The following is a 13,237-nucleotide window of genomic DNA, read 5'->3' on the forward strand; positions in this document are numbered from 1 at the left end:
TTTCCCCCGGATAGGGCGGTATCCCTTCCTGTAAGGGGGTGCCGCCCGCTTCTTTTTTCCGGACCCGAACTGGTTGCCAGAACCAACCGGCAAGCGGTGGGTAGCCGGAGTCGTAGAATGTCCGGATGATGGATCCGATGCTCCGCTTTTCGTTCCTGCTTGCCGCGGCGCCCTTGGCCGCGGCTCCGCTTCATGTCGTTTCGGTCGAAACGGTGCAGCCCATTTGTCCGGCATTCGTGCGTGAGGATTTCAATCCCGTACTGGGTTTGAAGGTGGAGGTTGGGGGTGAGGAGGGGGTGCTCGAACTGGAGGAGATCGAATTGGGTTTCGGAGGGACGACGCGACTGAAGGACATCGCGAGTTTCGAGGTTCGCGCCGGCGGGGCTGACCCGGGTGCGGAGCCTGGTGCCGTGATCGCCGGAGACAGGAAGGCAGGGGAGCGGCAACGCGTGGCGCCAAAGCATCGCTTGGAGCGGGGGACGCATTGGTTCTGGATCTCGCCAAAGATCAGGGAAGACGCTTCGCTTGACGGGGTGGTGGATGCCTCGGTCTTCGGGGTCAAGGCGGGGGGGAAGACCCATCAAACGCCGGTAAGCTCCCCACCCGGCGCACAGCGGATCGGCTACGCGGTGAGGCTGCCGGGCGATGATGGTTCGAAGTCGTACCGCATCCCCGGACTAGCCCGAACCAAGGGAGGCGCCCTGCTCGCGGTATACGATATCCGCTACGATCATGCCGGGGATCTGCCGGCGAACATCGATGTAGGCGTATCGCGATCCACCGACGAGGGACAGTCGTGGGAGAAAATGCGGGTAGCGATCGACATGGGAAACGATCCGGAGCATGGCCATGACGGGGTGGGGGATCCGGCGATCGCGGTGGACCCGAAGACCGGACGGATTTGGATTGCGGCGCTATGGAGCCATGGCAACCGCGGATGGAATGGATCGGGCCCGGGGATGAGCCCGGAGGAGACCGGGCAGCTCGTGCTCGTTCATAGCGACGACGAGGGCAAGAGCTGGTCGAAGCCGGAGAACATTACCGGGCAGACGAAAGATCCGGCGTGGCGCTTATTCTTCAACGGGCCGGGCGCGGGGATCGTGCTGCGGGACGGGACGATCGTTTTCGCCGCGCAGTACCGGGCGGCGGACGGGAAGCCATGGTCGACCCTGATCCGTTCGAAGGATGGCGGGAAGACTTGGGAAACCGGGAGTGGAGTGAAGAGCGACACCACGGAGGCCCAAGTGGTAGAGCTGGCGGACGGATCGATCATGATCAACTGCCGGGACAATCGGGGAGGAGCGCGGACGATCGCGGTGAGCAAGGATCTGGGGGAGACTTGGGAGCTGCATGCGACGGACCGCAAGGCACTGCGGGAACCGGTATGCATGGGAAGCCTGCTCGCCCGGGATGAAGCGCTGTGGTTCTCCAATCCCGATAGCGTGAAGGCGCGGGATCGCATGACTCTGAAGCAATCGAAGGATCAGGGAGTGACCTGGCCAGAGGAGACGCAGTGGCTCTACGATTCGCGCGGGGGCTTCGGCTATTCGTGCTTGGCACCGCTGGATCAAGGGCGGGTGGGAGTGATCTACGAGGGGAAGGGGAGTTTGTACTTTCTGCGGCTGCCTTGAGGGCAATGCCGTTAAGGACTCATTTTTGGAGGGCGGTCCGTAGGTAGCTTCGGACAAATTGACTACGGATTGTGCGGATTTAACGGATTACACGGATGTGGCTGTGCTGGGTCCGCGCAGAGAGATTCCGATTCGAGATCGTTCAAATCCTGTCTTTGAATCCGTCCAATCCTCTAAATGGTATAATCCGTGGTGAATGGGTTTCCCGGTCCTTAAGGGTATTGGCCTAAAGGAGCACGGATGGACGGAGATGAAGAGCAAGGGATGCTGCAGCAGCCCGTTGCTTTCATGCCTTCCTCGGAAAGAGACACGCGATTATCTTGACCGCCCGGAGGTCGTCCCTGCCTTAATTCGCTCAGCGCGCGGCGGCCCATGCGACAGCGTCGGGGCCGGCGGGTAGGAAGGAGGGGGCCGCGGGGTCCGTGACCACGGACCAAACGGCCTCGGCGACATCGCGTGACTTGGTCTTTGGGTCGGTGGACTCCGCCCATCCGGTGAAGACCTTTTGAGCCAAGTCGTCGTAGGCTTCGGGAATGCCAAGCATGAGGGCGCGGGCATTGTCGGCGAAGCGGGTGTCGGGGGCTTGGCCGGGCAGGACGAGAGCGGCGCGGATATTGAAGGGAGCGAGCTCCAAGGCGAGCGACTCGGTGAATGCATTCACGGCCGCTTTGCTGGCGGTGTAGATGGAGAGCAGGAGGAGCGGCTTGAGCGTGACGCTGGAGGTGACGTTCACGATGACGCCTGCCCGGCGTTCGCGGAACTGGGGCAACACTGCCTGAGTCACGGCCATCGTGCCGAAAGTATTGGTCTCGAAGATCTCGCGGATCTTCCCGATGGGCGTGCCTTCGAGGGCGTTGAGCAGACCGATGCCGGCGTTGTTGACCAAGGCGTCGATAGGGCCTGCTTCGCGGATGGCGGCGGCGATGCTCGCGGCATCGGTGACATCAAGGGGGAGGATGCGGAGGTTTTCCGAGGACGGGAGGACTTCGGGATCCGGCGTGCGCATGGTGGCGACGACTTTCCAGTCGCGGTCGAGGAAGTGCTTGGCGATTTCGAGACCGAAGCCGGAGGAGCAGCCGGTGATGAGGATGGTTTTCATGTTGGTGTTGATCGGAACCGGGTTGGTGGGTTCCGGGCTCAAGAAAACATGAAAAACGGAACCGGCAAGTTTCGAAACTAAATAGTTTCGTAAATAACGCTAGGCCTTTAGGATGAGTCATGAGTTCAAGGAACTGGATTTTTGGGCTCCCTTTCGGCGGGTTTCCTCCGCAGCGTGCGGACTGGAGCGAAGCGATGGGTGAAGCCAAGAAATCAGGAGAAAAGAAGGCCGCCGGAGAGGTGAGGGCGGCAAAGCCGCTCGGGCGGAAGCGGGCCCAAGGGCGCGATCAGGAGTTGCTGGAGGCGACGGTCGAGATTTTGGCCGAAGTCGGTTTCGACAGCATGACGATGGATCTGGTCGCTGCGCGGGCGAAGGCGGGGAAGGCGACGCTGTATCGCCGCTGGTCATCGAAAGAGGAACTGGTGCGCGATGCTTTGATCGGGATGAGCCGGGCTTCGATCGAGTTGGGTCGCCTGCCGGATACGGGAAGCCTACGCGGGGATTTGTTGGCCTTGATGAAGCCGTATTCGCTGGAGCATAGCGAACGGAAGCTACGGGTACTGGCAGGGCTGGGATCGTTTTCGACGCAACACCCGAAGTACTATGACGAGGCGCTGGCGGGGATCTTCGAGCCGTGGACGGAGGTAAACCGCAAGCTGATGGAGCGGGCGGTAGAGAGGAAAGAACTGCCGGCCGGTGCGGAAATCGAAGCGGTTTGCGAACTGATCGTGGCGATGACGGCATTCAGGACGAGCGTGCAGAGGAAGCAGTTCGACCGGGAGGTTTATGAAGGGCTCTTGGATCGGGTGTTGTTGCCGGCTCTGAAGGGTGGGGGGTGAGATTCGAAGAGAAGAGGTTTTAACCGCGAATGGACGCCAATGGACGCGAATAGGATGAGGACTCTGTTCGCGGGAGTGGCACCAGGAGCGGGGTAGTCGCGAGGTTGCGCGGAAGGGGGTTGGTGAGCTTTGGCCTGATGATGGGTGTGCGAGGCCTGTGCCCCGCAGCAGGCTGCACGCAGTCCAAGGCGGCTGCGCCGCGATTTCTTTCGGGGGCGTCATCATCCCGTCATGGAAGGGGGGTAGATGTGTCGCATCACGATTGATGAACCAAGTGAACAACAACATGAAGACCATCCCGACCCTGATCGCTCTCGCCTGCACGACCGCCTTTGCCTCCGCCCAAGTGGAGCGCCGTGAAGTCCGCCTCGCGGATTGCCCTCCAGCCGTGCAGACGACGGTGAACGACAACGCCCGTGGCGGCCGCATCGATGAAGTCGATGTGATCGGAATCGAAGGCAAGACGATCTACATCGCCGAAGTGGAACTGCCGCGCGATCGCGACCTGAAGATCTATGTGTCCGGCAACGGTGCACTGGTGAAGACGCTGGAGGACATCGTGCTGCGCGAGGCGCCGGAAGCGGTGCGTAACGCGGTGCAAGGCCTGGGTGGTTCGGTCGACGACGTGGACAAGGAAACCAACGGCGAGACCGTGACCTATCACGTGGAGATCGACCGGACCGGCGAGCCGGACCTGGACGTGGTGCTGGCGGTGAACGGTGCGATTCTGAGCCAGACCGAGGAGGCTGACGACTGAGGGCTGCCTGCCAAATCTGCTCGAACGATGCCGGAGGTGGACGAATGCCGCCTCCGGCATCATGCTCTTTCTACCGACGATGAAACTCTTGATCGTGGAAGATGCGCCCCGGCTGCGCGCGACGCTGACCCAAGCGCTGACGCGCATGGGGCATGCCGTGGATTTCGCCGAGGATGGCGAGGAAGGCGACCTGATGGGGCGCGCGACGAACTATGATGCCGTGGTGCTCGACCGGATGATGCCGGGCAAAGACGGGCTGGAGGTGCTGCGCGGCTGGAGGCGCGACGGGATCGACACGCCGGTGCTGCTCCTCACCGCGCTGGATGGCGTGGAAGAGAAAGTGAGGGGGCTCGGTGACGGGGCGGACGACTACATGACGAAGCCCTTCGCGCTGGCCGAACTGGTGGCACGTCTGGAAGCCTTGGCGCGGCGCCGCTATGCGCAGCCCGATCCGAAGCTGATGGTGGGGCCGCTGGAGATCGATACCGCGGCGAAGTCCGTGCGCCGCGAGGGCGAGGACATCGTGCTGACCGCGCGCGAATTCGCGTTGCTCGAATGCCTGGCGCGCCGCCCGGGGCAGGTGATGAGCCGCGAACAGATCGAGACGCGGCTTTATGCGGAACTGGAAGGGCCGCTGAGCAACGCGGTTGATTCCGCGATCTGTTCGCTACGGCGCAAGGTGTGTCCGCCCGGAACCCCGCCGCTGATTCATACCCGCCGGGGGCTGGGCTACGTGCTGGAAGCATGATCTCGATCCGCTGGCGTCTCACGATCCTCCTCTGCCTGGCCATGGGCGCGCTGCTCGTGGCCACGGGCGTGGGCGTCTTCGTGGGGATGCGGCACGTCCTGCGCGAGCAATTCGACGCGACCCTGACGGCGAAGGCGACGGCGCTGATCACAGCCTCCGAGATCGATGACGGGGACTTCGAGATCGACATGACGGTGCAAGACTTCGCGGGCTTCGGCGCGGGAGGAGGCGACTACTTCGAGATCCGGCGGATGAACGGAACGGTCTTCCAGCGCTCCCCCTCGCTGCAGTCCGCGAGCATCCAGATCGGCAAGTCCGGCAAGCCCCCGCAGAATGACGAGGCACGGATCCGCGAGGCGAAGCTCGGCGACGAGCGGCCGGCCCGATTCTATATCCAGCGCTTCTACCCGAAGGACGACAAGAAGGGGCGCTTCCAGGATCTCTATCTGGTGGTGGCGAGTCCGATCCGCGGGCTACAGATCCAGCTGGCGCTGCTGGCCACGGTGCTGGCGGTGGCGGGCGGTCTGGCGCTGCTGCTGATGGTGCCGGTGATCCGGATCGGGTTGGGCCGCGGCTTGAAGCCGCTCGACAAGCTTTCGGCGGAGGTGCAATCGATCCGGCCCGAGAGCTTGCACCAACGGCTGGAGACGGGGAGGCTGCCGGCCGAGCTGGTGCCGGTGGCGGCGAGCTTGAACGATTGGCTGGCGCGGCTGGAGGCCTCCTTCGACCGGGAGCGGCGCTTCAGCAGCCACGCCGCGCACGAACTGCGGACGCCGCTGGCGGAGATCAAGAGCATGGCGGAGCTGGGCGCGATGTGGCCGGAGGAAGCGACGCCCGAGCGCTGTGGGGAGATCGTGACGGTGGCAAACGAACTGGAGGCGCTGCTCGACAAGCTGGCGCTGCTAGCGCGGGCGGATGCCGGGCGACAACCGCTGGCGATCGAAGAGGTCGACCCGGTGGCGACGATCGCGACGGCGCTGGGGCGGGTGGAAGCGAAGGCGACGGCGCGGAAGATCCGCTTCGACACGCAGGTGGACGACAAGCCGCTGCGCACCGATCCGGTGCTGTGGGGGACGATCCTGCAGAACCTACTGGGGAATGCGGTATCGCATGCGCCGGAGGGATCCGAGGTGAGGCTGGAGTATGGCTCGGGAGTGCTGGCGATCAGCAACGATGCGCCGGAGCTGGAGCGGGAGGATCTGGAGCGATTGTTCGAGCGTTTCTGGCGGAAGGATGAGTCGCACAGCGGCTACGGGCACTCGGGGCTAGGGATGTCGATCGTGAAGGCGTGCTCGGGTTTGCTGGGCGGAAAGTGCACGGCGACGCTTTCGGAGGAGGGGGTTCTTCGCATTGAGGTGATCCTGGCAGATCGCTAAGCAGCAGATGCGAACTTCAGTCGCCGGGCCGAATCCACTGGTCATCGGGGGGTAGGGCTGGAAATGATCCCTTTGCGCCGTGCTTCGCCCGATGTGAAGTGGAGCGTTCTTCTTGGCCAAGCTTCCCTTGACGTGGACGATTTTCAGAAAGACCTCTCGCTTATCTCCGGCATTGCCGCGGTCCCCCGCATCCTCGATGTGGTGTGCCGTGTCACAGGAATGGGTTTCGCCGCCGTTGCCCGTGTCACCGAGGATCGCTGGATTGCTTGCAGCGTGAGGGACGACATCGGATTCGGCCTGAAGGCTGGGGGTGAGTTGGAGTTGGGAACCACGATATGCAACGAAATCCGCTGCCACCGTAGCTTGGTGGCGATCGATCACGTGGCGGAGAGCGGCGTGTATCGCGATCATCACACTCCGCTGAAGTACGGATTCCAGAGCTATATCTCGGTGCCGATCGTCTTGAGCGACGGGCGATTTTTCGGTACGCTCTGCGCGATCGATCCGAAGCCGGCCAGCGTCGAATCGGAGCAGATCGTCAACATGTTCGTGCTCTTGGCGGAGCTCATCGCGATTCATATCGAGTCCGCCGAGCGTTTGGCGATGAGCGAGTCCGATCTGCGTGCGGAGCGTGTCCATGCGGAGCTTCGCGAGCAATTCATCGCCGTGCTGGGGCATGATCTCCGGAATCCGCTGGGCGCCTTATCCACGGGTACCGAGATCCTGAAGATGTGCGCGCTGGATGTGCGGGCGGAGCGTGTGGTCGCGATGATGGAACAGAGCGTGCGGCGGATGTCCGGCTTGATCGAGGATGTCATGGACTTCGCCCGCGGCCGCCTCGGTGGTGGCATCAGCTTGGAGGGACGCTCGCTTGCGCCGGTGGAGCCGCTCCTGGTGCAGGTGGTGGAGGAACTGCAACTGTCCCACCCCGGGAGACGGGTCGAACGGCGCCTGGCTCTGGAGGAGCCCGTGCTGCACGACCGCAAGCGCTTGGCCCAGCTTTTCACCAACTTGCTGGGGAATGCGTTCACTCACGGCAAGGAAGGAACCCCGGTAAGGGTGGAGGCGGAAAGCCGGGACGGAATGTTCGAGTTCTCCGTGGCAAACTCAGCGGAGCCGATTGCTCCGGAGATTCTCGCACGGATGTTCCACCCCTTTGCGCGAGGGAAGGTATCGCCCTCTCAGGAAGGTTTGGGCTTGGGCCTCTATATCGCGGCGGAGATTGCCAAATCGCACGGAGGAAACATCCGGGTCCAGTCGAACGAGGTGGAAACCCGCTTCACCTTCGTGATGGGCACGCGTGGGTCTGAGGGGGAAGGTGCCTGAATCCGCTCACACGAGGTTGATCAAGCTCTTGCGCATTTGCTCCGCGACGGCGGCGGGGGTGTCGCCGAAGAAGCGCTTGAACTCGCGGTTGAACTGGGAGGCGCTTTCGTAGCCGACGAGGCGGCAAGCGCTGCCGGCGGTTTCGCCTTGGTTCACCATGAGGAGGCGGGCTTTGTGGAGGCGGATCGACTTGAGGTATTGGAGCGGGGGCGAGCTGGTGACGGCCTTGAAGTGGGCGTGGAAGGTGGAGACGCTCATGCCAGCCTCGTTGGCGAGCGTGGCCATGTCCATGGGTTGGGCATACTCCGCGTGCATGCGATGGAGGGCGCGGCTGATCTGACCGAAGTGGGTGTGAGGGGCGGCGAGGGCACGGAGGGTGCCTGCTTCCTCATGACGGAGGACGCGATAGATGATCTCGCGCACGCACTGGGGGCCGAGGATGCGGGCTTCCTCGGGATCGCCGAGTGCTTCGACAAGGCGCACGACGGTGTCGTACATGCGGTCGTCGAGCGGATTGGCACGAATGGCCTGAGGCTTGCCCATCGGGATCGGAAGCGCGTTCTCCAGCTCCATCATGATCTCCGCGACAACGGCGGGCGTGATGCCGATGGAGATGCCTAACAGAGGTCCTTCCGGCGAGGCGACGGTCTCGCACTCGAAGGGCAGGGGGACGGAGAGTACGAGATAATGGTTCGCATCGTAGGTGAACATCTGCTCGCCGAGGTAGCCGCGTTTACGGCCCTGAGCGACGATGACGATGCTGGGCTCATAGGAGACCTGCGTGCGCACGATCGCGGCGGTGGAGCGCATGAACTTGAGGCCGGGCAAACGCGAGGGGCTGAAGCCCTCGCCTTGGGCAAGTCCGGCTAACAGATCGACGAGGCGTGTGTCACGCGGCGAGGCGATCGAATCCGGTCGAGTGGCGGTCTTCCGGGTGCTATTGTTGCTCATGAGAGGAATAGGCAATCAGGCGGGACGATTTGGCAATGGGAATCTGGGTGATCGTAGGATCAGGCAATGATTCCGGGCCATCGGGTCTATCGTGAAAGCGAGGAGAGGGATACGGTTTGATCGTGGACAGGCGATAAAGCTTCTCCGCCAAACCAATCAGAAACATGAAGACCAACTCCGAATCGAAAGTCGTTCTCATCACCGGTGCCAGCAGCGGAATCGGCGAAGCCACCGCCCGGGTGCTGGCCCGCAAGGGACACCGCCTGGTGATCGGCGCGCGCCGCACCGAGCGGCTGGAAGCACTGGCCAAGCAGCTCAACGAAGAAGGCGGCGCGGTGGAATTCACCACGCTGGACGTGACCGACCTGGATGACGTGCAAGCCTTCGTGGGCTTCGCGATCGAGAAGTTCGGCCGCGTGGATGTGATCGTGAACAATGCGGGGGTGATGCCGCTCTCGCCGCTGGAAGCGCTGAAGATCGACGAATGGAACCAGATGATCGACGTGAACATCCGCGGGGTGCTGCACGGCATCGCGGCGACGCTGCCGCTGATGAAGAAGCAGGGCCACGGGCAGGTGATCAACGTGTCCTCCATCGGCGGACACGCGACCTTCCCGACGGCTGCGGTCTATTGCGCGACGAAGTATGCGGTGATCGCGATCTCCGAGGGATTGCGCCAGGAGAACACCGATATTCGCGTCACCGTGATTTCTCCGGGAGTAACTACCTCCGAACTCGCTCATACGATCACTCATGAGAGCACGATCGAAGCGATGGATGCCTTCCGCGAGGTCGCGATCCCGGCGGAGGCGATCGGTCGCGCGATCGGCTTCGCGATCGAGCAGCCCGGGGATGTGGATGTGAGCGAGATCATCGTCCGCCCGACCGCGAGCCCCTATTGAGCTGCAACCTTGAAACCTTATTCCAAACCACCATGAATGCTCCGATCCTGAATCTCAGCGCCTACCGCAGCCTGCGGGAGCGCATGGACCAGCCATTGCGGCAGACCTTTATCCTCGTTTCGCTCGTCCTCTTCGTGCTGGCCGCCGCCTTCCCGGCGGAAGGAGCGAAGCGGCTCAGCGCGGAACCTTTCCATCCGCTGTGCGCGGATGAGGCATTCCACCTGGAACAAGCACCGACCGAATCCCATACCCATGAATCTCTCTAACAAAATTGCCTTGGTCACCGGCGCGAGCCGCGGATTGGGCCGAAACATCGCCCTGGCGCTGGCCGCGCGGGGCGCGGATGTCATCCTCACCTACCGCGAGCGGCGGCAGGAAGGTGAAGAAGTGGCGGCGGAAATCGCGGCGCTCGGGCGCAAGGCCGCGGTGCTGCAACTGGATGTATCCTCCACTGCCGGCTTCCCGGTCTTCGCCGATGCGGTGCGCGAGGTGCTCGCGGCGGAATGGCAGCGGGAGAGCTTCGACTTCTTGGTGAACAATGCCGGGGTGGAATCGTCCGCGCCCTTCGCGGAGATGAGCGAGGAGAACTTCGACCATCTCTACAACGTGCACCTGAAGGGTGTGTATTTCCTGACGCAGCGGCTGCTGCCCGTGATCGCGGATGGCGGGCGGATCGTGTGCACCTCGACCGGATTGGCGCGCTTCACGATTCCCGGATACTCTGCCTACGCGGCGATGAAGGGGGCGATCGAGGTGCTCTCGCGCTACCTGGCGAAGGAGCTGGGCCCGCGGAAGATCGGGGTGAACGTGGTGGCACCCGGTGCGATCGAGACGGACTTCACGGCGGCGCATCTCGGCAGGCCGGGGGTGAGGGAGATGATCTCGTCATCGACCGCGCTCGGCCGCGTGGGTGTGCCGGATGACATCGGCGGGGTGGTGGCCTTCCTGTGCTCCGAAGAAGGGCGCTGGGTGAATGCGCAGCGGGTGGAAGCCTCCGGCGGGGTATTTCTCTGAGAGGTTCCGGATAAACGATAAGCGGCCATCCCGGTGAAGGGATGGCCGCTTCCGTATTTACAGACCTCTAACCCAGGAAAATCAGGGCGTCTCTTGCACGCGATAGAAGGCCCGGCCCGGAGGCGGGGTGGTATCGATGAAGGTGTGCGTGGTGCCGCCCGTGAAGGTAGTGCCGATGGGGGTGAAGCCACCGAGATTCAGGCCGCGGGCCAAAGTGTAGGTCTTGGCTGCATCGAGGCTTCCCACGGTGACTTCGAAGGCGGTGCCATTGAAGCCGCTCGAGATGATGGAGGGCTCGACGACGACCGGGGTGCTGCCGGCGAAGTCCGGATCGCTACCGGCGGCGAGTTCCTCGGCATTGGTGAAGCCGTCGCCATCGGGATCGCCGGTGGCTCCGTTATCGCCGGTGGCGCTGCGGGGATCGAGACGGTTGGCGAGTTCCCATGCGTCCGGGAGGTCGTCGTTGTCGACATCGGTGGAATTCGGGATGGCGAGGATGCGGACGTTGTCCACGAGCTCGCGACCGCCACCGTCCTGACGGACGAAGACGACGATATTCCCCGGCGGCGGTGTGGCACCGGTGACGAAGGCGTAGGCACGGCCGAGAGCGCCGGAACCGATGGTCGCTAGCGCGCTGGCATCGCGGAACTTGTTGTAGATGCCATCTGCATCCGGATTGCCGGAGGTGGTGATCACGCCGTTGATATCCATCCAGCCGGGGTAGCCGAGATCGGTGCCGACGGCGGTGCTGGAGAAGAGGCCTAGCTCAACCCGGCTGGTGCCGTAGCCGACGCGATAGCCGCTGGCGAGATCGACGATGTAGGTCGTATTCGGGCTGAAGGCGACACCGGTATCCTGGTGGAGGTAAGCGGTGTCCTGCTCGATGCCGACGAACTGGGTGCCATCGCCACCACTCATGCCGACCGAGGCGGTATTCTCGACGAAGGCATCTTCGGGGGCCGGGCCATTGGCCAAGGTCCAATTGGTCGGGACGCCTTGGATGAAGGTGGCGGTGGCGGGGAGTTCGAAGCTGTGGTTCGTCACGGCGACCTTCGGAACATTCGAGGTGTCCGAGGCCGGGTTCGTGCCAAGTAGGAATTCCCAGCGATCGTTGGTGCCGTCACCATCGCTGTCGCTTAGGTTCGGGTCGGTGCCCGGAGTGATGCCGGCGACGTAGGCGGCCTCGGGATTTTCGAGGTTATCGGCGAGGCCGTCGGCATCGGAGTCGACCTTGACGGGGTCGGTGCCGGTGGCGACTTCGCCGCCCCAGAAGCCGGTCTTGCTTTCGACGCCGTCGCTCAGGGTATCGTCGTCGGTATCGCCATCGTTTGGATCGGCGCCGAACTCGAATTCGAGGATGTTGACCAGCCCGTCAGAGTCCGGATCGCCGTCGGGACCGTTGTTGATGTTGGTAGTGCCGTCGTCGAGCGGGTTGAGATTGTTAGCGACTTCCCAACCATCCGGCAGGAGGTCGTTGTCGGAATCCGTGTTGTTGGGGTTGGTTCCTGCGGTGAATTCCGCGCCGTCTTCGAGTCCATCGCTGTCAGTGTCCGGGTTGTTAGGATTGGTGCTGTTGTTGCCGGAGTTGTACTCCTGGATGTTGGTGCGGCCATCGCCGTCGGGGTCGCCGGAGGGGCCGTTGTCGGGATTGACCGAGCCGTTGTCGTTGGGGTTGAGGCCGAAGTTGCTTTCCCAGACATCGGGCATGCCGTCGTTATCGGTATCGGCGAGATTGACCTGATTGGTGCCGATGATCTGGATGGCATTGACAGGGCAGCGGAGGGGGACGCTGCCCGCTTCATCGACGCGGATGTAGAAGGCGTCGGCGGTTTGGCCGCTGAAGACGACGTAGTTGCCGGTGCCGGAGGTGCCTGTGACGCGGGTGAAGGTGGGGGTGGTGCCCCAGTTCGAGTTGTCGATGACATCCACTCGGCTGGTGAGGTCCCCGCCGAGGCCGGGGTCGCCAGCGACGGGGCTGCCGGGATTTGCGGCGGCGAGCCAGATGCGCGAGGCGCGGTTGCCGGTGCCGTCGTCGCCATCGCTATAGATGACGACGCTGTAGGAGGTGAGGCCCTTGGCGGTCATCCAGGCGTTCATGCCGGTGAGGAGCATGATCGGCTTGTCATCGCTGTTGCCGAAGACGCCGTCGAAGGGAGCGGTGATGGCGGTACCGTTCGAATCGAGGTAGCCCTTCATCATCTTGTGGTTTCCGCCGAGGGTCTCGTTGGCGTTGTTCGCCCAGAGATTGGTGGAGTCCCACTTGAGATTCACCGCGGTGGCGGTGCCGGTGTTGTCGTTGAGCGGGCCGGCGTTTCCCCAGCGGCCGCGGTTGTTCCAGTTGGTGTGCTCGAAGCCGGGGGCGCCCGCGGTTTCTCCCGCATCTAACATATGGGACGCGGTCTCGGTGAAGTTCACGCCGATGGGGAAGTCCGCGGCTAGGATGGCTCCGGCGCAGATGGGAAAGCAGAGGCCCGTCGCGACGATGATTCGCCGCGTGCGGGGCCGTGGGTTGAGATGGGTTTCATTCATCATCGTCACGGGTCAATGGTACGAGGCCGCTAAAAGATGCGGCCCTTGGTTGGGTTTATGGGTTA

Annotated in this window: 12 protein-coding genes; 9 read left to right on the top strand and 3 right to left on the bottom strand. The window is 63.2% G+C overall.

Translation table 11 applies throughout. From position 1 onward, the window contains the following. Window positions 1-137 precede the first annotated feature (137 nt). Window positions 138-1,631, top strand: coding sequence for a sialidase family protein (locus OJ996_RS00110; RefSeq protein WP_264509893.1), 1,494 nt, complete (start codon window positions 138-140; stop codon window positions 1,629-1,631). 355 nt (window positions 1,632-1,986) lie between these two features. Here the strand turns inward: OJ996_RS00110 and OJ996_RS00115 are convergent, their stop codons facing one another. Beyond that, entirely contained in the window at window positions 1,987-2,730 is a 744-nt protein-coding gene (locus OJ996_RS00115) for an SDR family oxidoreductase (protein WP_264509895.1), read from the bottom strand. A 194-nt stretch (window positions 2,731-2,924) separates the two neighbouring features. Here OJ996_RS00115 and OJ996_RS00120 point away from each other — a divergent pair, with 194 nt between their 5' ends. The 5 genes from OJ996_RS00120 to OJ996_RS00140 all read left to right on the top strand — a co-directional run bounded on the left by OJ996_RS00120 (window position 2,925) and on the right by OJ996_RS00140 (window position 7,776). Next, window positions 2,925-3,569, top strand: a complete 645-nt coding sequence (locus OJ996_RS00120) for a TetR/AcrR family transcriptional regulator (protein ID WP_264509897.1) — start codon at window positions 2,925-2,927, stop codon at window positions 3,567-3,569. Between the two features lie 286 nt (window positions 3,570-3,855). Continuing rightward, a complete protein-coding gene (locus OJ996_RS00125) occupies window positions 3,856-4,326 on the top strand; it encodes a hypothetical protein (RefSeq protein WP_264509899.1) in 471 nt (156 codons plus the stop codon). A gap of 79 nt (window positions 4,327-4,405) precedes the next feature. After that, a complete protein-coding gene (locus OJ996_RS00130) occupies window positions 4,406-5,074 on the top strand; it encodes a response regulator transcription factor (RefSeq protein WP_264509901.1) in 669 nt (222 codons plus the stop codon). Then, window positions 5,071-6,450, top strand: a complete 1,380-nt coding sequence (locus OJ996_RS00135; RefSeq protein ID WP_264509903.1) for a sensor histidine kinase — start codon at window positions 5,071-5,073, stop codon at window positions 6,448-6,450. Before OJ996_RS00130 ends, OJ996_RS00135 begins: the two co-directional genes overlap by 4 nt. A gap of 132 nt (window positions 6,451-6,582) precedes the next feature. Next, window positions 6,583-7,776: a GAF domain-containing sensor histidine kinase gene (locus OJ996_RS00140; RefSeq protein ID WP_264509905.1), complete on the top strand. Its 1,194-nt coding sequence runs from the start codon at window positions 6,583-6,585 to the stop codon at window positions 7,774-7,776. Window positions 7,777-7,782: 6 nt separating this feature from the next. Here the strand turns inward: OJ996_RS00140 and OJ996_RS00145 are convergent, their stop codons facing one another. After that, window positions 7,783-8,727, bottom strand: coding sequence for an AraC family transcriptional regulator (locus OJ996_RS00145; RefSeq protein ID WP_264509907.1), 945 nt, complete (start codon window positions 8,725-8,727; stop codon window positions 7,783-7,785). A gap of 164 nt (window positions 8,728-8,891) precedes the next feature. Here OJ996_RS00145 and OJ996_RS00150 point away from each other — a divergent pair, with 164 nt between their 5' ends. The 3 genes from OJ996_RS00150 to OJ996_RS00160 are packed head-to-tail and all read left to right on the top strand — an operon-like array spanning window position 8,892 to window position 10,643. Further along, a complete protein-coding gene (locus tag OJ996_RS00150; RefSeq protein WP_264509909.1) occupies window positions 8,892-9,629 on the top strand; it encodes an SDR family oxidoreductase in 738 nt (245 codons plus the stop codon). Between the two features lie 32 nt (window positions 9,630-9,661). Beyond that, window positions 9,662-9,895 carry a hypothetical protein gene (locus tag OJ996_RS00155; RefSeq protein WP_264509911.1) on the top strand — a complete coding sequence of 78 codons (234 nt, stop codon included), beginning with the start codon at window positions 9,662-9,664 and terminating at the stop codon, window positions 9,893-9,895. Next, the gene (locus OJ996_RS00160) at window positions 9,882-10,643 is read left to right on the top strand and encodes an SDR family NAD(P)-dependent oxidoreductase (protein ID WP_264509913.1); all 762 of its coding nucleotides are present in this window, start codon (window positions 9,882-9,884) and stop codon (window positions 10,641-10,643) included. Before OJ996_RS00155 ends, OJ996_RS00160 begins: the two co-directional genes overlap by 14 nt. Before the next feature lie 81 nt (window positions 10,644-10,724). On the opposite strand, the gene OJ996_RS00165 is transcribed toward OJ996_RS00160, so the two are convergent. Next, window positions 10,725-13,172: a thrombospondin type 3 repeat-containing protein gene (locus tag OJ996_RS00165; RefSeq protein ID WP_264509915.1), complete on the bottom strand. Its 2,448-nt coding sequence runs from the start codon at window positions 13,170-13,172 to the stop codon at window positions 10,725-10,727. Window positions 13,173-13,237: the final 65 nt, after the last annotated feature.

The sequence above is a fragment of the Luteolibacter rhizosphaerae genome (genome assembly GCF_025950095.1).
GTDB lineage: Bacteria > Verrucomicrobiota > Verrucomicrobiia > Verrucomicrobiales > Akkermansiaceae > Haloferula > Haloferula rhizosphaerae.

Bases quoted from the DNA above. Each gene is read 5' to 3' on its own strand.
- OJ996_RS00110 (WP_264509893.1), top strand. From the start codon at position 138: ATGCTCCGCTTTTCGTTCCTGCTTGCCGCGGCGCCCTTGGCCGCGGCT.
- OJ996_RS00115 (WP_264509895.1), bottom strand. From the start codon at position 2,730: ATGAAAACCATCCTCATCACCGGCTGCTCCTCCGGCTTCGGTCTCGAA.
- OJ996_RS00120 (WP_264509897.1), top strand. From the start codon at position 2,925: ATGGGTGAAGCCAAGAAATCAGGAGAAAAGAAGGCCGCCGGAGAGGTG.
- OJ996_RS00125 (WP_264509899.1), top strand. From the start codon at position 3,856: ATGAAGACCATCCCGACCCTGATCGCTCTCGCCTGCACGACCGCCTTT.
- OJ996_RS00130 (WP_264509901.1), top strand. From the start codon at position 4,406: ATGAAACTCTTGATCGTGGAAGATGCGCCCCGGCTGCGCGCGACGCTG.
- OJ996_RS00135 (WP_264509903.1), top strand. From the start codon at position 5,071: ATGATCTCGATCCGCTGGCGTCTCACGATCCTCCTCTGCCTGGCCATG.
- OJ996_RS00145 (WP_264509907.1), bottom strand. From the start codon at position 8,727: ATGAGCAACAATAGCACCCGGAAGACCGCCACTCGACCGGATTCGATC.
- OJ996_RS00150 (WP_264509909.1), top strand. From the start codon at position 8,892: ATGAAGACCAACTCCGAATCGAAAGTCGTTCTCATCACCGGTGCCAGC.
- OJ996_RS00155 (WP_264509911.1), top strand. From the start codon at position 9,662: ATGAATGCTCCGATCCTGAATCTCAGCGCCTACCGCAGCCTGCGGGAG.
- OJ996_RS00160 (WP_264509913.1), top strand. From the start codon at position 9,882: ATGAATCTCTCTAACAAAATTGCCTTGGTCACCGGCGCGAGCCGCGGA.
- OJ996_RS00165 (WP_264509915.1), bottom strand. From the start codon at position 13,172: ATGAATGAAACCCATCTCAACCCACGGCCCCGCACGCGGCGAATCATC.